This window comes from Actinomadura sp. 3N407, assembly GCF_052245875.1.
Lineage (GTDB): Bacteria > Actinomycetota > Actinomycetes > Streptosporangiales > Streptosporangiaceae > Spirillospora.
The window spans coordinates 288,123-312,527 of record NZ_JBQQBP010000010.1; the positions used below are offsets into that span (position 1 = coordinate 288,123).

Consider the following 24,405-nt stretch of genomic DNA (forward strand, 5'->3'; position numbering starts at 1 on the left):
GCGCGTGCCGACTGGGGCCGGAGATGACGCAGGGGACCCCGATGCAGGAGAGGGCGCCCCCGGCGGTCCCGCGCGGCCTCGGCGGCCCCGCCGGGTCCTCACCGCGTCCACCACACGCGAGGAGAAGGCCCGCGCGGTCCGCGGGCTGGGGGCGCTCGGCGGCCTCGCCGGCTTCCTCGTCGCGCTCATGCTGCTGCCCACCGCGTGCACGGCCGGTGTCGGCGCCCGCGACGCCGCCGACTGGTTCCAGACCGAACCGGACGGGCTGACGACCACCGGCGTCCCGCAGCGCTCCAGGGTCCTGTCCGAGGACGGCCGCACCATCGCCACGTTCTTCTACCAGAACCGGGTGAACGTCCCGCTGGAGAAGATCGCACCGATCCTGCAGAAGGCCGTCCTGGCCATCGAGGACAGCCGCTTCTACGAGCACGGCGCCATCGACGTGCAGGGCACCCTGCGGGCGCTCGCCAGCAACCTCAGCCACGGCCAGGTGACGCAGGGCGGCTCCGGCATCACCCAGCAGTACGTGAAGAACCTGCTGCTCACCCAGGCCGACTCCGACAAGGAGCGCAAGGCGGCCAAGGAGATCACCGCCGCGCGCAAGATCCGCGAGCTGCGGTACGCGGTCGCGGTGGAGAAGCGGTTCACCAAGGACGAGATCCTGCGCCGCTACCTCAACATCGCCTACTACGGCGACGGCGCCTACGGCATCGAGGCCGCGTCCCGGCACTACTTCTCCAAGCACGCGTCCGAGCTGAACCTCGCCGAGGCGGCGCTGCTCGCGGGCGTCATCCGCTACCCGTACGCCTACGACCCGACCCAGCATCCCGACGCGGCCCGGCAGCGCCGCGACGTCGTCCTCGACCGGATGGCCGAGCTCGGCTGGCTCGACCCCGCCAAGGCGGAGAAGACCAAGAAGCACCCCATCAAGCTGGACGTCCAGGACGTCCGGAGCGGCTGCGTGTCCAGCGAGGCGCCGTTCTTCTGCGACTACGTCCAGCGCGAGATCCTCACCAACCCCGTGTTCGGCGAGACCGCCAAGGAACGGGAGAGGCTCCTCAAACGGGGCGGGCTGACGATCCGGACCACGATGGACCGGCAGGCCCAGAAGGCGGCGCAGCGCGCCGTGGACAAGCACGTCCCGCCCAAGAACTCCGCCCACAAGGCCGCCGCCGAGGCGATGGTGGAGCCCGGCACCGGCGAGATCAAGGCCATGGTCGTCGACCGCGAACTCGGCCCGGACGAGGAGCGCGGCAAGACCTGGATCAACTTCGCCGCCGACGCCAGCCACGGCTCCAGCATCGGCATGCAGGCCGGATCCACGTTCAAGGCGTTCACGCTGGCCGCGGCGCTGGACGAGGGCATGCCGTTCGGTACCCGCCTGATGGCGCCGCGCGAGTTCACCCCGGTCGGCTTCCGCAACTGCGACGGCGAGCGCGTCGGCGACCCGAACGCGTCGCTGGGCAACGCCGCCGACGGCGAGGGCGGCAAGAAGTTCAGCATCGTCACGGGCACCCACCATTCGGTCAACACCTTCTTCCTCGCGCTGGAGAAGGAGGTCGGCCTGTGCGACACCGTCAAGATGGCCGAACGCCTCGGGATGAAGCAGGCCAACGGCAAGCCGCTGGAGCAGTACCCGGCGTTCACGCTCGGCTTCAACGCCGTCTCCCCGCTGCGGCTGGCGGCGGCCTACGCGGCGCTCGGCGCCCGCGGCGAGTACTGCGAGCCGATCGCCGTCAAGGAGATCACCGACGCGTCCGGGGAGAAGCTGAAGGTCCCGCCGCGCGACTGCGAGCAGGTGATGGACAAGGGCGTCGCGGACGCCGTCAACCACGTGCTGAGCGGCGTCCTCACCAAGGGCACGGCACGCGGGATGGGCCTCGGCCGCGACGCCGCCGGCAAGACCGGCACCGTCGACAACTTCTCCGCCGCCTGGTTCGCCGGGTACACCCCGGACCTCGCCTCGGCCGTGTGGGTCGGCGACCCGCGCGGCGGCTACAAGCATCCGATGACCAGCCTCTGCATGAACGGCCGCTGCTACGGCGCCGTGTACGGGGCGACGATCCCCGCGCCGATCTGGCAGCAGAGCATGCGCGGGGCGCTGAAGGGCACGGACGCGACCTCGTTCCGCCGGCCGCCGTCGTTCTACTTCAGCAAGGGCTCGGGCGAGGAGCGGGTCAGGATCCCCGACGTGCGCGGCATGGAGCTGCGCGACGCCATCGACAAGCTCCGCGACGCCGGCTTCAGGACCAATGTCGGCGGACGCGTCGAGTCCCGCAAGTACGACGAGGGCACCGTGGCCTCCATGTCGCCGGGCCCCGGTTCCGCCGAGCCCGGCGACACCATCACGCTGCGCGTCAGCAAGGGCCCCGGGCGCGGCGACGACGGTGACGGCGACGGCGGCGGGCGGCAGCCGCCGGTCCCGCCGATCACCCCGCAGCCGACCAACACCCCGACGCTCCCGCCGCGCCCCGGCGACCCGGCCCCGCAGGAACCCGCCTGACCTGTGTGCCGACCTGTGCCTCTGACCTGTGTGATCGTCCCGCGGCCGGGTAGATCACGTGGCGGGGTGTCAGACCCCTGCTGAGCCGATCGGGGGGACGATCGTCATGCGAGCCATCGCCGTGTCCGAGTACGGGGCCACACCGGCGCCGATGAACCTGCCGCGCCCGGAGCCGGGGCCGGGCGAGATCCTCGTGAAGATGATCGCGGCCGGGCTGAACCCGGTCGACTGGAGGATCGCCGACGGCATGTTCAAGGACTCCATCGACGCGTCCTTCCCGCTGATCCTGGGCCATGACGGCGCCGGCGTCGTGGAGGCGGTCGGCGAGGACGTGACCCGGCTGCGGCACGGCGAGCAGGTCTACGGGACCTTCGCCATGGAGGACCGGGGCCTCGGCGCGTTCGCCGAGTACGCCATCGCCCGCGACGACGGGCCCGTCGCCAGGATCCCGGAGGGCATGATCTACACGCACGCCGCGGCGGTGCCGACCGCGAGCACGGCGGCCCTCGACATGGTGGAGGAGGCGCGGGTGGAGGCCGGGCAGACCGTCCTCGTCGTGGGGGCGACCGGCGGCGTCGGGCAGGGCGTGGTGCAGCTCGCCGCCCGGGAGGGCGCCAAGGTCATCGCGACCGCCCGCGACGACATGTCGGGGACGATGCGGCGGCTCGGCGCGGACGAGACCGTCGACCACTCCAAGGGCGACCTCAACGCCCAGGTGCTGGCCGTCCACGACGACGGGATCGACGCCGTCCTCGACATGGTCGGCGACACCACGGGCACCGAGGCCCTCGCGCAGCTGCTGCGTCCCGGCGGGACGTACATCAGTTCCGTCTGGTCGGTGAACCCCGACTCGATGGAGGCGCAGGGGCTGCGCGGGGTCAACCTCGACAGCGACCCGACGGCCGGGCTGCTGGACCGGCTGTCCGACCTCATCGACGCGGGCGAGCTGCGGGTCCGGGTCGAACGCGAGGTGTCGCTGGAGGACGCGCCCGAAGCGCTGGCCGCCAACCGGGCCGGCGGCGCCCGCGGCAAGACCGTGATCCGCATCTGATCGCCCGCGCGGGTGAGGACCACCGCGTCACGGGCATGCAGACCCACGGGAGGATCACATGAACCAGAGCAGCATGAACGAGGCCGGCGGCGACGACCGGCGGACCCGGCTCCGCGACCTCGACGAGACCCTCGACCGGCTGCGCGCCGAACTTCCCGCGCCGCCCGGCGACGCCACGGACTTCGCCGACTCCGGCCAGTACCTCGCCGCCCGCGAGGAGCTGGAGGGCCAGATCGAGCTGCTGGAGTCCGAACGCGAACGGCTCCGCGGCGAGCTCGGGATCTCCTGACGGCCCGCCCTGACGCGGCCCGCCCCGGCGCGGCGGGCCGCGTCAGGGCAGGGGGTTCACCGCGGCAGCCGCAGGACGAAACGGGCGCCGGGGACCCCGTCGGTGCGGTCGGTGAGGATCAGCGAGCCGCGGTGCGCCTCGGCGATGTCGCGGGAGATCGCCAGGCCGAGGCCGGTGCCTCCGGCGTCGCGGTGCTGGCCCTCGGCCAGCCGGGTGAAGCGCTCGAACACCCGCTCGCGGTCCTCCGGCGCGATGCCGATGCCGTCGTCGATCACCTCGACGACCGCGGTCGAGGGCGACTCCAGGCGCAGGATCACCGTCACCTCGCGCTCCGCGTGCCGGACGGCGTTGTCGATCAGGTTCGTCAGCAGCCGCGCCAGCTCGCCGCGCCCGCCCGGCACCGTCACCGCCCCCTCCGACAGCACGGTCACCTGGGCGCGGCGGGGGCGGCGCAGTACTTCCTGGTCCGTCAGCTCGGTCAGGTCCACCGTCTCGCGCTGGAAGTTCCGGTCGGCCTCCAGGCGGGCCAGCGCCAGCAGGTCGTCCACGACCGCCGCCAGCCGGTCGGTGTTGATCAGGATGGCCCGCAGCGTCTGGGCCATGTCGGTCTCCTCGGGCGCCGACAGCGCGAGTTCCAGTTCCATCCGCAGCGCGGCGAGGGGGCTGCGCAGCTCGTGGGAGACGTCGGAGACGAACGCGCGCTGCCGCGCGACCGCCTGCTCCAGCCGGTCGAGGGTCGCGTTGATGCTCTCGGCGAGCATCCCCACCTCGTCGCGGCGGGCCGGGTGCGGCACCCGGCGCTCCAGATCCGTGGCGGTGATCTCGTCGAGTTCCCGGCGGATCACGTCGACCGGCCGGAGCGCGCGGCTCGCCGCCACCCACATCCCGAAGGAGACCAGGCCGGTGATGAACGGGACGCCGAGCATGAGCAGGGCCGCCGTCAGCGGACGCGGGAACAGGCCCGGCATGGGTGTCAGCGAGTACACGAACCGCGTGTCCCGGGCCACGCCGACGCGGTACTCGACGATGAGGAAGCACTCGGCTCCGGGGGCGTCGATGCCGCAGATGCGGCCGTCGCGGCGATCGTCGGCCGCCGGCGGCGGGGGGAACCGCACGGGCGCGCGTCCCCGCATCCTCGGGGAGGCGGCGATCACGTTGCCGTTCACGTCGACCACCTGCTGGAGCACGTCATCCGGCCGCTCGATCGCCTCCTCCAGGGCCCCGGTGGTCATCGCCGTCGTCACCCGGCGTCCCTCACGCGCCAGGTCCCGCACGGTGTCGCTGATCGCCTGCCGCCTGACCATGGTGAGCAGCACCGCGCACAGCGCCGTCGACAGGATCAGGGCCACCAGCGCGGCCGTCAGCGTCACCCGGATCCGAATCTCGGGGTGATGCAGCACGGCCCGCCAGATCCAGCGGTTCAGGCCCGCGGAAGGCCGGGGCCGGACACCTATGACGACCTCCCGGGTGCGTTCACGTTCCTGCCAGTACCCGTGATTTCTTGCCTGAACGGGGCAAACGCGACCGTGGGCGGCGGGTAAAAGATCGTTCAGGCCGCCCTGTGCCCCCGGTGGGCCGTGCAGGTCCCGGGTCGGGATGGTTTGTGGCGACCGTCCGATATGTGAGCCGTCCGGCCGGGCGACGGCGAGCCCGTTGGGCGGTGCGGGGGGCGCGCGGATAGGCTCGGTGACCGCACCAGACCGATGCATGTCAGATCACTCGCACCACCAGGGGGTTGCCCGTGTCGTCGATCGAGGCCGTACTCGCCCGGGAGATCCTCGACTCCCGCGGCAATCCGACCGTCGAGGTCGAGGTCCTGCTCGCCGATGGGACCGAGGCGCACGCCGCCGTGCCGAGCGGGGCCTCCACCGGCCAGTTCGAGGCCGTCGAGCTGCGGGACGGGGGTGAGCGCTACGGCGGCAAGGGCGTCCGGAACGCGGTCAAGGCCGTCAACGAGACCATCGACGAGAAGCTCGTCGGCTACCCGGCGTCCGACCAGCGGCTGATCGACCAGCTGCTGGTCGACCTCGACGGCACGCCCGGCAAGTCGGCGCTCGGCGCCAACGCGATCCTCGGCGTCAGCCTGGCCGTCGCGAAGGCCGCCGCCGACTCCGCGGGCCTCCCGCTGTTCCGCTACGTGGGCGGGCCGAACGCGCACCTGCTGCCCGTCCCGATGATGAACATCCTGAACGGCGGCGCGCACGCCGACACCAATGTCGACATCCAGGAGTTCATGATCGCGCCGATCGGCGCGGCCACCTTCGCCGAGGCGCTGCGCTGGGGCGCCGAGACCTACCACGCGCTGAAGTCGGTGCTGAAGGCCAAGGGCCTGAACACCGGCCTCGGCGACGAGGGCGGGTTCGCGCCGGAGCTGCCGAGCAACCGGGACGCGCTCGACCTGATCATGGAGGCGATCCGCAAGGCGGGCTTCGCCCCCGGACGCGACATCGGGCTCGCCCTGGACGTCGCCGCCACCGAGTTCCACGCGGGCGGCCAGTACACCTTCGAGGGAACCAAGCGGAACTCCGACGACATGGCCGCCTACTACGGCGAGCTGGTCTCGGAGTACCCGCTGGTCTCCATCGAGGACCCGCTCGACGAGGAGGACTGGGCCGGCTGGGAGGGCCTCACCGCCGCGGTCGGCGACCGCGTCCAGATCGTCGGCGACGACCTGTTCGTCACCAACCCCGAGCGGCTCGCCCGCGGCATCAAGGCGCGTGCCGCCAACGGGTTGCTGGTCAAGGTCAACCAGATCGGCACGCTCAGCGAGACCCTCGACGCCGTCTCGCTCGCGCAGACCAGCGGCTACCGCTGCATGATGAGCCACCGGTCCGGCGAGACCGAGGACACCACGATCGCCGACCTGGCCGTCGCGACCAACTGTGGCCAGATCAAGACCGGCGCCCCGGCCCGCAGCGACAGGGTCGCCAAGTACAACCAGCTGCTGCGCATCGAGGAGCTGCTGGACGACGCCGCGCGCTACGCCGGCGCCGCCGCGTTCCCGCGCTTCGACGCGCAGGGCTGATGGCGCGGGGCGACGACCGGGCGGGCCCCGGGGACGGGCGCGGAGACGGGCGCGGGGACGGGCGCGGAGACCGCGACGACGACCGTGCCGACGCTCGTGGCGACGACCACGAGGACGGCCGCGCGGGCGGCATGCGCCGCGGCAATCCGGCGCTGACCAGCCGCGCGGCCATCCTTGCCGTGGTGATGTGCGCGATAGCGTTGAGCCTGGCCTATCCCGTGCGGGAGTACATCGCCCAGCGCAAGGAGATCGCCGACCTCCGGCAGAAGGAGGCGGTGGCCCGCCGCCAGGTGGAGATTCTCGCCCAACGCAAGCAGCAACTCGGGGATAAGTCGTACATTGAGCGTGAGGCGACGCGAAGACTCCATTACTGCCGTCCTGACGTAAAGTGCTACATCGTGCTGGACGGTGGCGGCGGCGACGGGCGAGCGGCCCGCAAGGGCGGGCCGACGAGCAGGCCGCCGTGGTACGAGACGCTGTGGCGGTCGGTGGAGGCGGCCGACAGGCCGCGCTGACCCGTCCCGCGGCTGGGCGGGACGGTGCCGGACGCGCCCGGCGGGAGGACCGGACGCGAGATCCGCGGGTGGGGACGTACATGATGGAAGCAGGGGACAGGGCCGCGGTAGCGGCCCAGCTCGGGCGGGAGCCACGCGGTGTCCGCGGAGTGGCGGGCCGTTGCCCGTGCGGGCTGCCCGCCGTGATCGAGACGGCGCCGAGGCTTCCCGACGGGACGCCCTTTCCGACGCTGTTCTACCTGACGTGCCCGAAGGCCGCCTCGGCCATCGGGACCCTGGAGGGCGGCGGCCTCATGCGGGAGATGCAGGACCGGCTCGCCGGCGACCCGAAGTTGAAGACCGCCTACACCGCCGCCCACGAGGACTACCTGCGCCGCCGCGGCGAGGCGGCCCGCGAGGACGGCGTCGAGCCGCTGCCCGAGGACACGCAGAGCGCGGGCGGCATGCCCGAGCGCGTCAAGTGCCTGCACGCCCTCGTCGCCCACGAGCTGGCCGTGCCCGGCGCGAACCCGTTCGGGCGTGAGGCGCTGGACGCGCTCCCGGAGTGGTGGCGCTCCGGTCCCTGCGTCCAGGCGGATCAGGGGGACCGGGCGGATCAGGGGGACCAGGCGGATCAAGGGGAGGAACGGTGACGCGCGTCGCGGCCATCGACTGCGGGACGAACTCCGTCCGCCTCCTCATCGCCGACATCGTCCCCGGCGAGGGCGGCGGGACGCTCACCGACGTCGAACGCCGGATGGAGATCGTCCGGCTCGGGGAGGGCGTCGACGAGACCGGGCGGCTGTCGCCCGCCGCGCTGGAACGCACCTTCGCCGCGATGCGCGGCTACTCGGACATGATCGAGCGGCACGGTGCCCGGACCCGGCAGGGCCCGATCAAGACCAGGGTCGTGGCGACCAGCGCCACCCGCGACGCCGAGAACCGGGCCGACTTCGTCAACGGCGTCGTCGACATCTTCGGCGTCGTCCCCGAGGTGATCAGCGGGGACGAGGAGGCCGAACTGTCGTTCCTCGGCGCCACCCGGGAACTGGCCGCGCTGCGCCCCGCCCGCCCCTACCTGGTCGTCGACATCGGCGGCGGCTCCACCGAGTTCGTCGTCGGCACCTCCTCCGCCGACGCCGCGCGCTCGATCGACATCGGCTGCGTCCGGATGACCGAACGGCACCTGAAGGACGGCGACCCGCCGACGCCCCTGCAGATCTCCGGCGCCGCCGCCGACATCGACGCGGCCCTCGCCGCCGTCCGCGAGACCGTGCCGGTGGACGAGGCCCGCACGCTCGTCGGCCTCGCCGGCTCGGTCACCACGGTCGCCGGGATCGCGCTCGACCTGCCGGAGTACGACGCGTCCCGCATTCACCTGTCCCGGATCACCGCCACCCAGGTGCACGAGGTCACGCGGCGGCTGCTGCACGCCACCCGCGCAGAACGCGCCGAGTTCGGCGTCATGCACCCGGGCCGGGTCGACGTGATCGGCGCGGGCGCCCTGATCCTGGACCGGATCATGCGGGAGTACGGTTTCGGCGCGGTCGTCGTCAGCGAACACGACATCCTGGACGGCATCGCCTGGTCGCTCGTCTGACCCCGCCGACCCCGGCGGCCCGCCGTACGCCGCGCGCACTCACTGCTTGAGCTGTGCCAGCAGGGCCGGGATCAGGACCGCGTTCGGGTTCTGCTGGGGGACGTAGAGGATCGGCGAGGCGCTGCTGGACTGCTGGATCCACACCCGGCCGCTGTCCACCGTGGCGCCGGAGATCGCCGACCAGCTCAGCGAGACCCGGTTGCCGCGGACGCCGCCCGGGTGGACGGTGAGCCCCTGCGCCACGTCGATCGACTCGCCCGCCCGGACCCGCCCCGCCAGCTCGGCGACGAGCCGCCGCTCGGCGTGCTCCTGGCACAGCTGGATCAGCCGGCCCCACACGTGTTCCGGCTCGCCCTGCCCTGCGGCCGTGCCCGTGGCCAGGGCGTCCGTTTCGATGACGACCTCCACGCGGGGGCCGGCGCGGAACGGGTACCGGCCCGCCTGGAAGACCCACTGGGTGCCGGGGACATGGCCGTATCCGGCCGGTCGCTCCGCCGCCCAGTACGCCACCCACTCCACGTGGGGCCAGGCGAGCGAGGTGTTCCCGTACGCGACGATCTGGTCGTCGGCGTGCAGGTGCAGGCCGCGCACATTCACGTCCAGCGGCGCGACGGCGGGCCGGGTGCTCCAGCTCGCCTGCTCCGGGGCCGCGTAGGTCGTCCACGGGGCCTGTTCCTCCTGGCCCCGCGACCGCTGCTCCTCCCGGGGGAGCCGCACCCGCGGTGGGCGCGACGGCTCCGGGTTGAGCCGCTCGGTCCAGTTCCGGCCGTCCCACCAGCGCAGGCTGCCAGTGCCGTAGGGGTCTGGATACCAGCCCGGTTGCGACACTGCCTGCCTCCGCTTCGCCTTAGGCGTGCCGGACACCCGCCTCCCCGACCGGCGAACGCATCGTACCGATCGATACCGCTTCTGCAGAGACATGGGCGGAACCCGGCCACCGCCTGTGGCGTGCGACGATCGATGGTATGCCGACCGCCAACGCCCCGTTCGTGCCGCCCGGCTCCGGGTGGCCCGAGGACCCCGCCGCCCCGGACACCCCCGTCGCCCACGGCACCGGCGACGTCATCGAACTGGCGGCCAAGGCGCCGGGTCTGGACGAGCTGTGCGCCCGGCAGTCGGTGTGCCGCGCCTGCGACCGGCTGGTGGAGTGGCGGGAGAGGGTCGCGGTCCAGCGGCGCCGGGCGTTCGCGGACGAGGAGTACTGGGGCCGTCCCATCGCCGGATGGGGTGAGCCGGAGCCGCGGATCCTGATCGTCGGGCTCGCCCCGGCCGCGCACGGCGGCAACCGCACCGGGCGGATCTTCACCGGGGACCGCTCGGGCGACTGGCTGTTCGCGTCGCTGCACCGGGTGGGTCTCGCCGCGCTGCCGACCAGCGTGCACGCGGGCGACGGGCAGCGGCTGATCGGCGCGCGGATGGCGGCGACCGTCCGCTGCGCCCCGCCCGACAACAAGCCGACGCCGCTGGAGCGCACGACGTGCCTGCCGTGGCTGTCCCGCGAGGTCGAGATGGTCGCGCCGAGCGTCCGCTGCATCGTGTGCCTCGGCGGGTTCGCCTGGCAGGGAGTGTGGCCGGCGCTGAAGCAGGCCGGGTACGGGGTGCCGCGTCCCCGGCCGAAGTTCGGTCACGGCGCCGAGGTCGAGCTGGTGCCGCCGCCTTCGGTGGCGCGGCGCGACCCCGTGCTGATGCTGGGCTGCTACCACCCGAGCCAGCAGAACACCTTCACGGGGCGGGTCACGGAGGAGATGCTGGACGCCGTCTTGACCCGCGCCCGTGACCATCGCTAGTAGCCGGGCGTCGAGTTCGGCGTGATGGGGGTGAGCCAGATCGTCCCGTGTTGGCAGACCGGGCCGTTGTTCCAGAACGCCGTGAGAGGCCGGGTCTGGTACAGCGTGTAGACCTGCAGGGTGGTCGCGGTGGGCTGGCATGGAACGCTCTCGTCACTGGCGTGCTCCGACGTCCAGTGGAGTCGTTCGTAGGCCCAGTCGTGGCTCCGAAGCGTGACCGTACGGGGCGTGCCGTGTTGCCTGACCCTCGTCTCAACGAGCCCGCCGTCGTTGACCAGCTGAAGGCTGGCGAAGCCGCGGAGTTTGCATGTGCTCCCGGACGTGTTGGTCAGGATGAGCGTCACGTAGCGGTTGGTCTCCACGAAGTTTCTGTTGGAGAGGCGTGCGCTGAGCATGTCGCTGGTGCAGAGCGGATGGTCCCCATCGCCGTCTCCGCCGAGGCCGTCCCCCGGCGCTTCACCGGTCCCGGTGCCGGTTCCCGTCCCCGTCCCCGTCCCTGATCCGTCGCCGGTTCCAGCGCCGCTTCCGGTTCCCGATCCGTCGCCGGTTCCGGTGCCCGGTGAGCCGGTGGAGGGCGATTCCGTCGCAGGCGAGCCCGATCCCGTGCCCGATCCCGGGGTTTCGGCCGTTGACGAGCTTGTCGGTGTCGCCGAGCTGCTGACCTCGGCCGCGGCCGGGCCCGCGTTCGAGGTGGAACCGCATCCCGCGAGTGCGATGGTCACGGCCGCCGCCGACGTCCCCAGAATCATCCGCGGCATTCGAGTCCTGCTCATCTTCGCCCTTCCCCGTTGAACCGGCAGACGGCGGGGCAGGGCCTGGCCGAGCGGCCCGTGCGGCGGCCGGTTCCCCGTATCCGGTCCGCCGCCCGGGCCGCTTGACGCCCCCGTCCGGCCCTGTCCCACCGTCTTCGGTGATACATCGGGTGAGATGCGGGACCGGACGATGAAGTTCATGAATCGGGCGAAGTGGTGAGCAAGCTATATATGCGGGTATCGCCCTTGATATGCCATCCGAGCGCACCACGGTCTCCGCCAAGGACACCGACTCCGCGAAGGACACCGACTCCGCGAAGGACACCGACTCCGCGAAGGACACCGACTCCGCGAAGGACACCGACTCCGCGAAGCACATCGTGATCATCGGCGGCGGGTACGTCGGCATGTACACGGCCCTGCGCCTGCAGCGCAGGCTGCGGGCCGAACTGCGCCGCGGCGAGGTCGCCGTCACCGTCATCGACCCGCAGTCCTACATGACCTACCAGCCGTTCCTCCCCGAGGCCGCGGCGGGGAACCTGGAGCCCCGCCATGTCGTCGCGCCGCTGCGGAAGGTCCTCGGACGCTGCCGCATCATGAACGGGTACGTGACGCGGATCGACCACGCCGCCAGGCGGGTCGCGGTGTGCCCCGCGGGCACCGGCACCGCCGGCGTCCCGGAGCGGGACGTCGGCTACGACATGCTCGTGGTCGCCCTCGGCTCCATCTCGCGGACGCTGCCGATCCCGGGCCTCGCCGACTGCGGGATCGGCTTCAAGACCGTCGAAGAGGCGATCTTCCTGCGCAACCACGTCCTTCACCAGCTCGACATCGCCGCGTCCAACGCGGGCGACGAGCACGTGCGGAGGCGGGCGCTGACGTTCGTGTTCGTCGGGGCGGGGTTCGCGGGCGTCGAGGCCATGGCCGAACTGGAGGACATGGCGCGGGACGCCTGCAAGTGGTACCCGACGATCGACCCGGGCGAGATGCGGTGGCTGATGGTCGAGGCGACCGACAGGATCCTGCCCGAGGTGGGGCCGGAGATGGGCCGCTGGACCGCGGAGGCGCTGCGCCGCCGCGGCATCGAGGTCAAGCTGGAGACGCTGCTGAAGTCCGCCGAGGGGCGGCACATCGTACTGAGCGACGGCGACGAGTTCGACGCCGGGACGCTCGTCTGGACGGCCGGTGTGAAACCGCACCCCGTCGTGAAGGACAGCGACCTGCCGCTGGACGACAAGGGACGCGTCAAGGCGACCGCCGAACTGACCGTCGACGGGCTGGAGCACGTCTACGCGGCGGGGGACAACGCGGCCGTCCCCGACCTCACCGACACCGGTGAGTTCACCGCGCCGAACGCCCAGCACGCGGTCAGGCAAGCCAAGCGCCTCGGTGACAACATCGTGGCGGATCTGCGCGGAAAGCCCCGCAAGCCGTACGTGCACGCCTACGTCGGCTCGGTGGCGAGCCTTGGCCTGCACAAAGGCGTGGCGAACGTCTACGGGCTCAAGCTGCGCGGCCTCCCCGCATGGTTGATGCACCGCACCTACCATCTGTCTCGGATGCCGACCGTCAACCGCAAGTTCCGGATCACCATGGACTGGACGCTCGCCTTCTTCTTCCGGCGCGAGATCGTCTCGCTCGGCGAGCTGGAGCGGCCCCGCCATGAGTTCGAGCTCGCGGCCGGCCGGCGCCGGGACCTGTGACCGCCTGACCGGCCGGCGTCCGGCCGGCACCGTCCGCGGAGGAGGCGTGCCCTCACCATGCACGACGGAGACGCCACCTGGAACGAGGCGCGAGCGGAACTCGAGGCGGCGGCCCCGCCCGCGGAGGCCCCGCTCGCCGAGGTGGAACGGGCGGGCGGTGTCGCGGCCCGGCTGGGCCCGCTGCTCACCAAGATCATGCTGGCGGAGGCGCGCGAGTCCGTGGAGGGGCTGCCGATCCGGGTCCAGGCCTGGGACGGCAGCACCATCGGACCACCGGGCGCCCCCGCGTTCGTCATCAAGCACCGGCGGGCGCTGCGGCGGCTGCTGTGGAAGCCCGGCGAGCTGGGATTCGTCCGCGCCTACGTCGCCGGCGAACTGGACATCGAGGGGGACGCCTTCGCCGCCCTCGACGCCGTCCAGCGGGTGATGGGCGGCGGCGCCGAGCCGAGCCGGCTGAGCGGCGACGACAAGCGCGACATCGTGCGCACCGCGGTCACCCTCGGCGCCGTCGGGCCCGAGCCGAAGGCGCCGCCTGAGGAGTCGGCGCCCGGCCGCGCCGAACGGCAGGGCGCCGGGCAGGCCGCGCACGCCGGGCCGATGAAGGAGCCCGCCGCGTTCTTCGCCCGGCTCTTCGGGGACGGGCTCGCGCACGGCACCGGGTACTGGGACCCGCACGCCGACCCGCACGCCGACCCGCACCGCGGCCTGGACGCCGCCCAGTCCGCCGCCCACGAAGCCGTCGCCGAGGCGCTCGGGCTGTTCCCCGGCGCCCGGCTCCTCGACCTGAACTGCGGCTGGGGCGCGTTCGCCCGGAACGCCGCCGTCCGGCACGGCGCCAGGGTCGTCGGGCTGGCCCGCACCTCCGAACAGGCCGGCCGCGTCCGCGCGATGGCCGCCGACACCGGGACCGACGTCGAGGCCCGCGGCTGGGATCTGTCCGAGGCGGGCGACGGCCCCTACGACGCGATCGTCGGGCTGGCGGACGCGGCGTTCCTCGACCGTCCCGCGGCCCGGCTGTCCGAACTGCTCGCACCCGGTGGACGGCTCGTCCTCCAGCAGCCGGTGCGCCCTCCAGGACCGCCCCGGAACAGGCGCACGTTCACCAGCGGCTACATGTTCCCGGACGAGGGCGAGCCGCGGCCGCTCGGCGCGCTCGCCGGCGAGCTGGAGGAGGCGGGCCTCGAAGTGCGGAGTGTGGCGGCGCTGCGCGAGCAGCACGCGCGGACGCTGCGCGCCTGGGCCGCGGGCCTCCAGCGGCACTGGGGCGAATGCGTGGAGCTGGCCGGACCCGGCCGGGCCCGCGTCTGGCTGCTGTACCTCGTCACGTCCGCGCTGGCCTGCGAGAACGGCCGGATCGGCAGGCACGAGATTCGTGCGAAACACCGAGGCCGGGGAACCCGTTCCGGCCCGGACCCGGCGGAGGGACCCACCGTGACGAGCCGCTGACTCGATATGATGACGCCGCCCCTGTAGCCCAATGGCAGAGGCGGGCTCCCTAAAAGAGCCAACGTGTCGGTTCGAGTCCGACCAGGGGCACCAACGTGGCGGGTCCGGCTGATCGTGAACGCTTTCACGCTTAGACTGGAGGGCCAGGTCGGCCGAAGTGGAGGCTCTGATGGAGAGCAGGAACCCGGCGTTCCGGGGAAACGCCTTCGAGCAGCGGGCCGGAGGTGCGGGCTACGGCGCGCCCGCCTACGGTTCCCCGGGATACGGCACGCAGCACCAGGGAGGCGCGGGTCATCCGGCGCCGGGCTACGCCCCACCGGGCTACGCCCCACCGGGCTACGCGCCACCGGACACCAGGCCGATGACCATGGACGACGTCGTCGTCCGCGGATTCATGACCCTGGTCACCCTCGTCCTCACGGCGGCCGCGGCGTGGGTGCTGGTGCCGCCCGGGCTCGCCATCCCCGTCCTGGTCGTCGCGCTCATCGCCCAGATCGGAATCTGGGCGTTCATCACGTTCGGCCGCAAGGCCAACGCGCCGATGGTCCTGACGTTCGCGGCGGTCTACGGTGTCGTCGTCGGGATCATCAGCCACACCTACAACGACCTCTTCCACGGCGTGGTCTTCCAGGCCGTGATCGGGACGGCACTGGCGTTCGCCGCCACACTCGCCGTCTACGCGCTGCGGATCGTCCGGGTCACGCCCAAGTTCGCCAAGTTCACCATGGCGGCGGCGGTGGCGCTGATCAGCCTGATGATCATCAATCTGCTGATGAACGCCTTCGGCTCCGACGAGGGGCTCGGCATCCGCGACCCCGGCAACCCGCTCGCCTACGTGTTCAGCGTCGTCGCGATCCTCGTCGGCTGCTTCTTCCTGCTGCTGGACTTCGACTCGATCGAGCAGGGCGTCCGCAGCGGGGCACCGGAGAAGTTCGCCTGGTACTGCGCGTTCGGGCTGGTGCTGGCGCTCGTGTGGATCTACCTGGAGATGCTGCGCCTGCTCAGCTACTTCTACGGCGGCCGGGACTAGCCGACGCCCGGACGAGGCAGGCCCGGGCGAGGCAGGCCCCGACCCAACAGTCCCCGACGAACAGGCCCTAGACGATGATCAGCCCCGCGCCGGGCGGCGCGGGGCTGATCTGTGTGGGATCTCTGCGCCAGGGTCGTGGCGCGGCATGGCGGCACGACGGCGGGGGCATCCGTTGGCGGGATCCCACCCAGGTCATATGGAGAAGGTCCATATGAGGAAGGTCCGTATGAAGTTCTTCCGGTGAGTCGTCCTCAGCCCCGGCGGGCCGGCCGGTCGGCGGAACGCGCCGGAGGGTGACTCAGTAGTGCCGCGCGCGGCGGGTGCGCTCGTGCTCGCGCACCAGGGCCGACGCGTAGCCGTGGGAGAGGTTGTGCTCTTCGGCCAGCCAGGAGCTGCGTTCCTCGCAGCGGGTGAACGACGGGCCGTTCTCGATGGCGGTGAACCACTCGGGGATGTCACGTCCTGTGACTTGCGGAATGCGGGCTATCAGCTTGCTGTGCGTCTCCGGCGAGTGGTTCAGTGACAATTGGCACCTCCAGGTCGCGGGGCTCTTCCCTGCTGACTCTGCAACAGGAGACCGGATGTGACAACCCCCTAACGGCCACCTATCTATTACGTTACGTAGATCGTGAATAACGGGGATGTTCTCCGGAAACGCGCAGGTGGCCCGCACAGAGGCCGCCCTGCGAACGTGGGCGGGCGACTCTGTGCGGGGCCACCGCCGAGGTCGTCAGGAAAGGCGCTCCAGGACCATCGCCATGCCCTGGCCGCCGCCCACGCACATCGTCTCAAGCCCGAACTGCTTGTCGTGGAACTTCAGTCCGTTGAGAAGCGTGGAGGTGATGCGTGCGCCGGTCATGCCGAACGGGTGGCCGACGGCGATGGCGCCGCCGTTGACGTTCAGCTTGTCGATGTCGATGCCGAGGTCCTCGGCGGACGGCAGCACCTGCGCGGCGAACGCCTCGTTGATCTCGACGAGGTCGATGTCGCCGATGGTCATGCCGGCCCGGGCCAGTGCACGCCTCGACGCGTCGACCGGGCCGAGGCCCATGATCTCGGGAGACAGGCCGGTGACGCCGGTCGACACGATCCGGGCCAGCGGGGTGACGCCGAGTTCGGCGGCCTTGGTGTCGCTCATGACGACGACCGCGGCCGCGCCGTCGTTCAGCGGGCAGCAGTTGCCGGCGGTGACCGTCCCGTCCGGCCGGAACACCGGCTGGAGCTGCGAGACCTTCTCGTAGGTGGTGCCGGGGCGGGGACCGTCGTCGTTCGCGACGACGGTGCCGTCCGGCAGCGTCACCGGGGTGATGTCCTTCTCCCAGAACCCGTTGGCGAGGGCCTTCTCGGCGAGGTTCTGCGAGCGGACGCCGAACTCGTCCTGCGCCTGCCGGGACACCCCGCGCATCCCGGCCACGTTCTCGGCGGTCTGGCCCATCGCGATGTAGATGTCGGGCAGGTTGCCGTCCTCACGCGGGTCGTGCCACACGGCCGCGCCGCCCTCGCCGGCCTTCGCGGTGCGGGCCTCGGCGTCGGCGAACTGCGGGTTCTGCGTGTCGGGGAGGCCGTCGCTGCTGCCCTTGGCGAAGCGGCTGACGGTCTCGACGCCCGCCGACACGATGACGTCGGCCTCGCCGGAGCGGATCGCGTGCAGCGCCATCCGGGTCGTCTGCAGCGAGGACGAGCAGTACCGGGTGATGGTGGCGCCGGGCACGTTGTCCCAGCCCAGCAGCACGGACACGACCCGTCCCATGTTGTAGCCCTGCTCGCCGCCGGGCAGGCCGCAGCCGAGCAGGAGGTCGTCGATCTGGCTCGGGTCCAGCTCGGGGACCTTCGCCATCGCGGCGGTGATCATCTGGGCGGTGAGGTCGTCGGGCCGCATGTCCTTGAGCGACCCCTTGAATGCGCGGCCGATCGGCGAGCGCGCGGTTGCGACGATGACTGCCTCGGGCATGTGCGGGTCTCCTGTCTCAGCGGCCGTTCTGTCGGCGAGCGGGCAGCGTGTCCGTGGGACATGTGTTCCCGTGACGCTGTTACTCGCCGGTCACCAGCAATCTAACCGGCCGCCCCCGCTCTCGTACAATGTGCCCCCGCACAGTGTTGACAATGAGTACAATAAGTGTCGGCTTACTCATCGACCTGCGGATTCCCGGACCGGTGATGACGCCCGTCCCATGTGGGCGGGACGGCGATCGCCGGACCCTGAACTTCACGCCACCGGCCTCGGCCGCCGCAAGCGCGGGCGGCGGCCGACCCGGTGCGTGTTCTCTTCAGGCCGGTCTGCTCGCGCCAGGCGGTCACTTCGGTCGCGAACGCACGGATGGCGGGTGCGTCGTGCGGGTCCTTCTGCGCTCCCATGGAGACTCCCGGGGGTAGAGCCGGATGGCGCTGTCACCTCGGGAATATCACACTTGGAAGCGAAGTGTTGCTGAAAGTGACGAACGTTGGCCGCTTGTCAGGCGGGGTCGTGCGTCGCCGGGGTGGGTGACGCGTCGCCCGCGGTGACCGTACGGCGGCGCAGGAGGGTGGCCCAGCGGCCGCGGGGGCCGCGTTCCTTGCCCTCCACGGAAGCGCCGCTCACTTCGGTGCCCGACACCTCGGCGGCCTCGGCCGCCGCGAGGTAGACCGGGAGGACGCCGTCGCCGAGGCGGTCGCCGAAGTCGGGCTCCAGGCCCAGCGCGGACGCCATCGACGGCAGGACCGCGGCGCACGCGGCGGCGTATCCCCGGGCGGACGGGTGATAGCGGTCCTCGCTGAACATCGAGCGCGGGTCGGCGGCGAACTCGCGGCCGAGCAGGTCGCCGAGCGACACCGAGCGGGCGCCGCGCTCGACGACCGCGATGGTCTGGGCGGCGGCGAGCTGGCGGCTGGCGCGGCGGGCGATGAACCTGAGCGGCTGCATCAGCGGCTTGACGGTGCCGAGGTCGGGACAGGTGCCGACGACGACGTGGCTGCCCCTGGCGCGGAGTCGTTCGACGGCGTCGGCGAGGTGGCGGACGGACTCGGCGGGCGGCACCCGCCCGGTCACGTCATTGCCGCCGATCATGATGACGGCGATGTCGGGGCGGGCTTGCAGCGCCCGGTCGATCTGTCCGCGGAGCGCCTGCGAGCGGGACCCGGAGCGGGCGACGTTCGTCAGCCGGACGGGACGGTCCGCGATCGCCGACAGCCCCGCCGCGAGGAGCGCGGCGGGCGTCTCGTCCGGGGTGTGCACGCCGAGGCCGGCGGCGGTGGAGTCACCGATCATGACCAGGGACAGCGGGGCGCCGCCGAGCGTCCCGCCGTACAGGCCGTCGGCCACCGGCGGGTCGCCGTTGGGCGTCGCCGTTATCATCCTGCGGGCGAGCTTGGCCTCCATCACGACCAGCCCGAACGTGATGCCGCCGAGGGCCGTGATGCCCCCGCCGCCGTACGCCGCGGCCGCCGCGATCCGGCGCGCTTTGAATGCTCTCAACATGCTCCGCTGACCCTCCGTGATTAACTTCCTACCCCCGGCCCCGGAGGTTGATGCCTGCGGGCACCGGTCTCGGCTACCGTCGGGAGTAGAGGATCCATCCGGTCCCGCGTCCGGTAACCCGCCGGACAGGCGGGCTGAGCAGGGACGCAACGCTCAGATCAACACACTGAACGACAAGGATGTCGCGGTGCACGTACACGATTCGCTCGTCGAACTGATGGGCAACACCCCGCTCGTTCGACTGCGCAAGGTGATCGGCGACAGCACGACCGGCGGCCGGCGGCCGCAGGTGCTCGCCAAGGTGGAGTACTTCAACCCCGGTGGCTCGGTGAAGGACCGCATCGCGGTCCGCATGATCGACGCGGCCGAGCAGTCCGGCGAACTGCGGCCGAACGGCACGATCGTCGAACCGACGTCCGGCAACACCGGCGTCGGGCTCGCCATCGTGGCGCAGGAGCGCGGCTACCGCTGCGTCTTCGTCTGCCCCGACAAGGTCGCCAAGGACAAGATCGACGTGCTGCGCGCGTACGGCGCGGAGGTCGTGGTGTGCCCGTCGGCGGTGTCGCCCGAGCACCCCGACTCCTACTACTCGGTGTCGGACCGGCTTGCCGCGGAGATCCCCGGCGCGTGGAAGCCGAACCAGTACACCAACCAGCAGAACCCCCGCTCGCACTACGAGACGACGGGACCGGAGATCTGGGAGCAGACCGAGGGCCGCGTCACGCACTTCGTGGCGGGCATCGGCACCGGCGGCACCGTCAGCGGCACCGGGAAGTACCTCAAGGAGGTCTCCGGCGGGCAGGTGAAGATCGTCGGGGTGGACCCCGAGGGGTCGGTGTACTCCGGCGGCACCGGCCGGCCCTACCTCATCGAGGGCGTCGGCGAGGACATCTGGCCCGAGACCTACGACCGGGACGTCTGCGACGAGATCATCGCGGTGTCCGACAAGGACTCGTTCAACATGACCCGGCGGCTGGCCCGCGAGGAGGCGCTGCTGGTCGGCGGGTCCTGCGGGATGGCGGTCGTCGCCGCGCTGCGCGTCGCCGCGCGGGCCGACCCCGACGCGGTGATCGTGGTGCTGCTGCCCGACGGCGGCCGCGGCTACCTCACGAAGATCTTCAACGACGAGTGGATGGCGGACTACGGATTCCTCATCCCGTCCACCGAGGAGGCCCGGGTCGGCGAGGTGCTCACCCGCAAGAGCCGCACGCTGCCGGAGTTCGTGCACGTCCACCCGCACGAGAGCGTGCAGACCGCGATCTCGATCATGCGCGAGTACGAGGTGTCGCAGCTTCCGGTGATGAAGGAGGAGCCGCCGGTCATGGCGGCCGAGGTGGTCGGCTCCGTGGTGGAGAGCGACCTGCTCGACATCCTCGTCCGGGAGCGCGGCAAGCTGGCCGAGCCGGTCGAGCAGCACATGTCGGAGCCGCTGCCGACGCTCGGGTCCGGTGAGCCGGTCAGCAAGGCCGTGGGCGTGCTGGAGAAGTCCGGTGCGGCCGTCGTCCTCGTGGACGGCAAGCCCAAGGGCCTCGTCACCCGCCAGGACCTCCTCGCCTTCCTGGCCGCGTCCACCACCTGACGGACGCCGCGCGACGCCGTCCCCACCGCCCGCAAGGCCCGGCGGCGGGGGGCCCGGCCGAGGCACAGCCGGACGAACAGAGGCGCCGGAGACCGTCGTGGTCTCCGGCGCCTCGTTCTTCCCCGAAAGGTGTCGGGTTGCGGAGCCCGGCCGGTGGGCGGCATTTCGGGCCGGGCTCCGCAACCCGACGTCTATGGGCGCCGGGCTACCGCTGCCCGGACGGGGCGAAGTCCTCCCGCGTGTCGGCGGGCTTGAGCTCCTTCTTCGGCTCGTCCCCGTGACCCGGCCACCAGGCCTTGCGGCCCAGAAGCGCGGTCATGCCCGGCACCAGGAAGATCGCCATGACGAAGGCCGACAGCGCGATCCCCAGCGCGATGGAGAAGCCCATCTGCTGCAGCATCGACACCTTGGCCAGCAGCATCACCGAGAACGTGCCGGCCAGGATCAGCCCGGCCGCGGCGACCGTCGGCCCGCCGTGCTCGACCGCCAGCGCGGCGGCCTTGCGCGGCTCGTGGCCCTCCTTGGCCTCCTCCCGCAGCCTCGCGGTCATCAGGATGTTGTAGTCGGTCCCGATGGCCAGCACGAACAGATACAGCATGATCGGCAGGTGGAAGATCTCACCGGGCTGGCCCAGCAGTCCCTGGAAGACGTACACCGCGGATCCCATGGTCGCGGCGAAGCCCAGCAGCACCGCCGGGACCAGGTACAGCGGGGCGACCACGGAGCGCAGCAGCATCAGCAGGATCAGCGCGATGAGCACCCCGGCGACCGGCAGGATCACCGACAGGTCCCGGTTGACCACCTTGTTGATGTCGCTGTAGATCGCGGTCTCGCCGCCGACGAACACCTCGGAGCCCTGTGGCGCGATGTCGTGCACGGCCGGTCCGAGGTCGTTCTTGACCAGGTTGATCGATTCGTTGTTGACCGGGTTGCCGTCCAGGATCAGGTTGACCTGGCCCAGCTTCGGATCGGCCTTGCTGAGCTGCGCCGGTGCGACGCCGCCGACGCCGGGCAGCGATTCGGCCTGCTGCCCGAAGGCGTTCAGCTCGGCCTCGGTCAGCGGCTGCCCGTCGGTGGAGCGGACCATCACCTGCACCGGCGTGTTCTGCCCGGCCGGGAAGCCCTTCTTCATGTCCTCGGTGGCCTGGGCGGACTCGGTGTCCTGCGGGAAGCTGGACTGGAAGTCGTAGTCGGACTTGAAGCCGATCGCGCCGGACGCCAGCGCGACCAGCAGGGCGCCCGCCCCGATCGCGACCAGGGCCGGACGCGCGCCGACCATCCGGCCGAGCCGGGCCGAGGTGGTGCCCTTCGGCTGCTTCTTCCAGGACTTGGACGGCCAGAACACCGCCGGGCCGATCAGCGACAGGATCGCGGGGAACAGCGTCAGCGAGGTGATGCCCATCACCACGACGCCGATGGCGAGCGACGGGCCCCAGGCGGCGAAGATGCCGAAGGACGCCAGCATCAGCACCAGGAACGTGACCGCGATCGCGGCCGCCGCGGAGGTGATGACCTCGCCGACCCGCTCCACCGCCGAGATCAGCGCGGTCTTGCGGTCCTCGCCGGCGCGCAGCCGCTCCCGGTAGCGGAACAGCAGGAACAGGTAGTAGTCGGCGCCGACGCCGAACATCACGATGGTCAGGATGATCTGCAGGCTGTCGTCACCGGAGAAGTCCAGCAGCTTGGACGCGGCGCCGATCAGGCCCATCGACATCTGCTCGGTCGCGATGATCACGATGATCGGAAGGATCGCCGCCAGCGGCGCCCGGAAGATCAGCAGGATCAGTCCGATGATCAGTGCGAAGGTGGCGATGGTGATGAGCGCGAAGGACTGGGTGAAGGAGTCCTCGTTGTCCACCCACGCCGCGACCTCACCGCCGACCTTGGCCTCAAGCCCGCCGCCGAGCTGCTTTGGCAGTTCGGCGCGGATGTCCTTGATGGCCTGGCTCTGGTCCAGCGCCGCGTCCCCGGCCACCATCTCCATCGGCACGCTGATGAGCTGGATGCTCTTGTTGGGGGCGACCGCCTCGGGGCCGGTCGTGAAGCCCTGGACCGTCGGGTAGTCCTTCGCCGTCAGGTTCTTGGCCGTTTCGGCGATCTTGGCGCTGTCCGCCGGCGTGATCTTCCCGCCGTCGGTGCGCTGCACCACGATCAGTGATGTCAGCCCCGCCTGCTCCGGGAACGCCTTCTCCGCGATCTCGGTGGCCTGGACGGACTCGTACCCGGACGGCAGGAACTCGCCCTGGTCGGACTCGGTGGTGAGCTTGGGGGACAGGGTGATGACGAGGACCGCGGTCACGAGCCAGGCCGCGATCGTCCACCACGGGTGTCTCACGACGAAGCGCGCGAGCCGAGCGAACATGGGGCTTCCTCAGTTCAGGGTGATGGGAATCAAGGTCAAAGGGATACCTGTAAAACGGTAGAGAACGGACGGGGCGTTGGGGTCACCCGCTGCGCTGAAATGCGGGCTGATACCTCCGGGGGAGCGCCTCATCCTCTAGGAGGGGAGCGGGGTGGATAGCCTCGTACCCATGGACAACGAAGTTCAGCGAGGCTTCGAGACCCTGGCCATCCACGCCGGGCAGGAGGCGGACCCCACCACCGGTGCGGTCGTCCCGCCGATCTACCAGGTCTCGACCTACAAGCAGGACGGTGTCGGCGGGCTGCGCGGCGGCTACGAGTACTCCCGGTCGGCGAACCCGACCCGTACCGCGCTGGAGGTATGCCTGGCCGAAGCGGAGGGCGGCTCGCGGGGGCTGGCGTTCGCCTCCGGGCTCGCCGCCGAGGACGCGCTGCTGCGCGCGGTCTGCCGGCCCGGCGACCACGTGATCATCCCGAACGACGCCTACGGCGGCACGTACCGGCTGTTCGCCAAGGTGGCCGAGCCGTGGGGTGTCGCGTTCGACTCGGTGCCGCTCGCGGACGTCTCGGCCACGAGGGCGGCGGTCCGCCCCGAGACGAAGATCATTTGGGTGGAGACGCCGACGAACCCGCTCCTCGGCATCGCCGACATCGCGGCGCTCGCGGCCGTCGCCCACGACGCCGGCGCGCTGCTGGTCGTCGACAACACGTTCGCCTCGCCGTATCTCCAGCGCCCGCTGGAACTCGGCGCTGACGTGGTCGTCCACTCGACCACCAAGTACATCGGCGGCCACTCCGACGTCGTCGGCGGCGCGCTGATCGTGTCGGACCCGGAGCTGGGCGAGCGGCTGACGTTCCACCAGAACGCGATGGGCGCCGTCGCGGGACCGTTCGACGCCTGGCTCACCCTGCGGGGGATCAAGACGCTCGGCGTGCGGATGGACCGGCACTGCGCGAACGCGGAGCGGATCGTCGAGATGCTGAGGCGGCACCCGGCCGTCCGGCGGGTCCTGTACCCGGGGCTGCCCGGCCATCCGGGGCACGACGTCGCCGCCAAGCAGATGAAGGCGTTCGGCGGCATGGTCTCGTTCCGGATGGAGTCGGAGGAGGCCGCCGTCCGCGTGTGCGAGCGGACGAAGCTGTTCACGCTCGGCGAGTCGCTCGGCGGCGTCGAGTCCCTGATCGAGCACCCGGGCCGGATGACGCACGCCTCGGTGGCCGGGTCGCCGCTGGAGGTCCCGGGGGACCTGGTGCGGCTGTCGGTCGGGATCGAGGACGTCAACGATCTTCTTCGGGATCTTGACCGGGCCCTGGCCTGATCGCCGGGACGG

21 protein-coding genes and 1 tRNA gene are annotated in these 24,405 nt (G+C 71.6%); 14 read left to right on the top strand and 8 right to left on the bottom strand.

All coding sequences use genetic code 11. The features are described 5' to 3' along the window. Nucleotides 1-4 precede the first annotated feature (4 nt). The 3 genes from ACTWPP_RS25740 to ACTWPP_RS25750 all read left to right on the top strand — a co-directional run bounded on the left by ACTWPP_RS25740 (nucleotide 5) and on the right by ACTWPP_RS25750 (nucleotide 3,843). Nucleotides 5-2,503, top strand: coding sequence for a penicillin-binding protein (locus ACTWPP_RS25740; protein WP_443106915.1), 2,499 nt, complete (start codon nucleotides 5-7; stop codon nucleotides 2,501-2,503). 106 nt (nucleotides 2,504-2,609) lie between these two features. Then, the gene (locus tag ACTWPP_RS25745; protein WP_443106916.1) at nucleotides 2,610-3,554 is read left to right on the top strand and encodes an NADP-dependent oxidoreductase; all 945 of its coding nucleotides are present in this window, start codon (nucleotides 2,610-2,612) and stop codon (nucleotides 3,552-3,554) included. 58 nt (nucleotides 3,555-3,612) lie between these two features. Next, the gene (locus ACTWPP_RS25750) at nucleotides 3,613-3,843 is read left to right on the top strand and encodes a hypothetical protein (RefSeq protein ID WP_443106917.1); all 231 of its coding nucleotides are present in this window, start codon (nucleotides 3,613-3,615) and stop codon (nucleotides 3,841-3,843) included. A gap of 56 nt (nucleotides 3,844-3,899) precedes the next feature. On the opposite strand, the gene ACTWPP_RS25755 is transcribed toward ACTWPP_RS25750, so the two are convergent. Continuing rightward, a complete protein-coding gene (locus tag ACTWPP_RS25755; protein ID WP_443106918.1) occupies nucleotides 3,900-5,243 on the bottom strand; it encodes a sensor histidine kinase in 1,344 nt (447 codons plus the stop codon). Nucleotides 5,244-5,584: 341 nt separating this feature from the next. On the opposite strand from ACTWPP_RS25755, the gene eno reads away from it, so the two are divergent. The 4 genes from eno to ACTWPP_RS25775 all read left to right on the top strand — a co-directional run bounded on the left by eno (nucleotide 5,585) and on the right by ACTWPP_RS25775 (nucleotide 8,962). Beyond that, on the top strand, nucleotides 5,585-6,868 hold the full coding sequence (gene eno / locus ACTWPP_RS25760) for a phosphopyruvate hydratase (RefSeq protein WP_443106919.1): 1,284 nt from the start codon (nucleotides 5,585-5,587) through the stop codon (nucleotides 6,866-6,868). After that, nucleotides 6,868-7,383 carry a septum formation initiator family protein gene (locus tag ACTWPP_RS25765; RefSeq protein WP_443106920.1) on the top strand — a complete coding sequence of 172 codons (516 nt, stop codon included), beginning with the start codon at nucleotides 6,868-6,870 and terminating at the stop codon, nucleotides 7,381-7,383. Before eno ends, ACTWPP_RS25765 begins: the two co-directional genes overlap by 1 nt. A gap of 80 nt (nucleotides 7,384-7,463) precedes the next feature. Continuing rightward, on the top strand, nucleotides 7,464-8,015 hold the full coding sequence (locus ACTWPP_RS25770) for a DUF501 domain-containing protein (protein WP_443106921.1): 552 nt from the start codon (nucleotides 7,464-7,466) through the stop codon (nucleotides 8,013-8,015). Then, nucleotides 8,012-8,962: a Ppx/GppA phosphatase family protein gene (locus tag ACTWPP_RS25775; RefSeq protein WP_443106922.1), complete on the top strand. Its 951-nt coding sequence runs from the start codon at nucleotides 8,012-8,014 to the stop codon at nucleotides 8,960-8,962. Before ACTWPP_RS25770 ends, ACTWPP_RS25775 begins: the two co-directional genes overlap by 4 nt. A gap of 39 nt (nucleotides 8,963-9,001) precedes the next feature. Here ACTWPP_RS25775 and ACTWPP_RS25780 read toward each other — a convergent pair whose 3' ends face one another. Further along, a complete protein-coding gene (locus ACTWPP_RS25780) occupies nucleotides 9,002-9,790 on the bottom strand; it encodes a DUF2510 domain-containing protein (protein ID WP_443106923.1) in 789 nt (262 codons plus the stop codon). A gap of 137 nt (nucleotides 9,791-9,927) precedes the next feature. Here ACTWPP_RS25780 and ACTWPP_RS25785 point away from each other — a divergent pair, with 137 nt between their 5' ends. Continuing rightward, entirely contained in the window at nucleotides 9,928-10,749 is an 822-nt protein-coding gene (locus ACTWPP_RS25785; protein WP_443106924.1) for a uracil-DNA glycosylase, read from the top strand. Here ACTWPP_RS25785 and ACTWPP_RS25790 read toward each other — a convergent pair. Together ACTWPP_RS25790 and ACTWPP_RS25795 are read right to left on the bottom strand one after the other, a co-directional pair. Beyond that, nucleotides 10,746-11,144 carry a DUF4232 domain-containing protein gene (locus tag ACTWPP_RS25790; protein ID WP_443106925.1) on the bottom strand — a complete coding sequence of 133 codons (399 nt, stop codon included), beginning with the start codon at nucleotides 11,142-11,144 and terminating at the stop codon, nucleotides 10,746-10,748. The genes ACTWPP_RS25785 and ACTWPP_RS25790 overlap by 4 nt on opposite strands. A 61-nt stretch (nucleotides 11,145-11,205) precedes the next feature. After that, a complete protein-coding gene (locus ACTWPP_RS25795) occupies nucleotides 11,206-11,451 on the bottom strand; it encodes a hypothetical protein (RefSeq protein ID WP_443106926.1) in 246 nt (81 codons plus the stop codon). 457 nt (nucleotides 11,452-11,908) lie between these two features. On the opposite strand from ACTWPP_RS25795, the gene ACTWPP_RS25800 reads away from it, so the two are divergent. From ACTWPP_RS25800 to ACTWPP_RS25815, 4 genes are all read left to right on the top strand, one after another. Next, entirely contained in the window at nucleotides 11,909-13,204 is a 1,296-nt protein-coding gene (locus ACTWPP_RS25800) for an NAD(P)/FAD-dependent oxidoreductase (RefSeq protein WP_443106999.1), read from the top strand. Between the two features lie 57 nt (nucleotides 13,205-13,261). Continuing rightward, the gene (locus tag ACTWPP_RS25805) at nucleotides 13,262-14,650 is read left to right on the top strand and encodes a class I SAM-dependent methyltransferase (RefSeq protein WP_443106927.1); all 1,389 of its coding nucleotides are present in this window, start codon (nucleotides 13,262-13,264) and stop codon (nucleotides 14,648-14,650) included. A 17-nt stretch (nucleotides 14,651-14,667) separates the two neighbouring features. Next, nucleotides 14,668-14,743: transfer RNA gene (locus tag ACTWPP_RS25810), tRNA-Leu, on the top strand. Between the two features lie 76 nt (nucleotides 14,744-14,819). Then, a complete protein-coding gene (locus ACTWPP_RS25815; RefSeq protein ID WP_443106928.1) occupies nucleotides 14,820-15,680 on the top strand; it encodes a Bax inhibitor-1/YccA family protein in 861 nt (286 codons plus the stop codon). A 298-nt stretch (nucleotides 15,681-15,978) separates the two neighbouring features. On the opposite strand, the gene ACTWPP_RS25820 is transcribed toward ACTWPP_RS25815, so the two are convergent. The 3 genes from ACTWPP_RS25820 to ACTWPP_RS25830 all read right to left on the bottom strand — a co-directional run bounded on the left by ACTWPP_RS25820 (nucleotide 15,979) and on the right by ACTWPP_RS25830 (nucleotide 19,134). Beyond that, nucleotides 15,979-16,206, bottom strand: a complete 228-nt coding sequence (locus ACTWPP_RS25820) for a DUF4287 domain-containing protein (protein WP_443106929.1) — start codon at nucleotides 16,204-16,206, stop codon at nucleotides 15,979-15,981. Between the two features lie 204 nt (nucleotides 16,207-16,410). Beyond that, entirely contained in the window at nucleotides 16,411-17,631 is a 1,221-nt protein-coding gene (locus ACTWPP_RS25825) for an acetyl-CoA C-acetyltransferase (protein WP_443106930.1), read from the bottom strand. A 501-nt stretch (nucleotides 17,632-18,132) separates the two neighbouring features. After that, nucleotides 18,133-19,134: an SGNH/GDSL hydrolase family protein gene (locus tag ACTWPP_RS25830; protein ID WP_443106931.1), complete on the bottom strand. Its 1,002-nt coding sequence runs from the start codon at nucleotides 19,132-19,134 to the stop codon at nucleotides 18,133-18,135. Between the two features lie 187 nt (nucleotides 19,135-19,321). Between ACTWPP_RS25830 and ACTWPP_RS25835 the strand changes: the two genes are divergently transcribed. Beyond that, nucleotides 19,322-20,713: a cystathionine beta-synthase gene (locus ACTWPP_RS25835; protein ID WP_443106932.1), complete on the top strand. Its 1,392-nt coding sequence runs from the start codon at nucleotides 19,322-19,324 to the stop codon at nucleotides 20,711-20,713. Nucleotides 20,714-20,918: 205 nt separating this feature from the next. Here ACTWPP_RS25835 and ACTWPP_RS25840 read toward each other — a convergent pair whose 3' ends face one another. Next, nucleotides 20,919-23,075: an MMPL family transporter gene (locus ACTWPP_RS25840; protein ID WP_443106933.1), complete on the bottom strand. Its 2,157-nt coding sequence runs from the start codon at nucleotides 23,073-23,075 to the stop codon at nucleotides 20,919-20,921. A 169-nt stretch (nucleotides 23,076-23,244) separates the two neighbouring features. On the opposite strand from ACTWPP_RS25840, the gene ACTWPP_RS25845 reads away from it, so the two are divergent. After that, the gene (locus ACTWPP_RS25845; RefSeq protein ID WP_443106934.1) at nucleotides 23,245-24,393 is read left to right on the top strand and encodes a cystathionine gamma-synthase; all 1,149 of its coding nucleotides are present in this window, start codon (nucleotides 23,245-23,247) and stop codon (nucleotides 24,391-24,393) included. The last annotated feature ends 12 nt before the right edge of the window (nucleotides 24,394-24,405 follow it).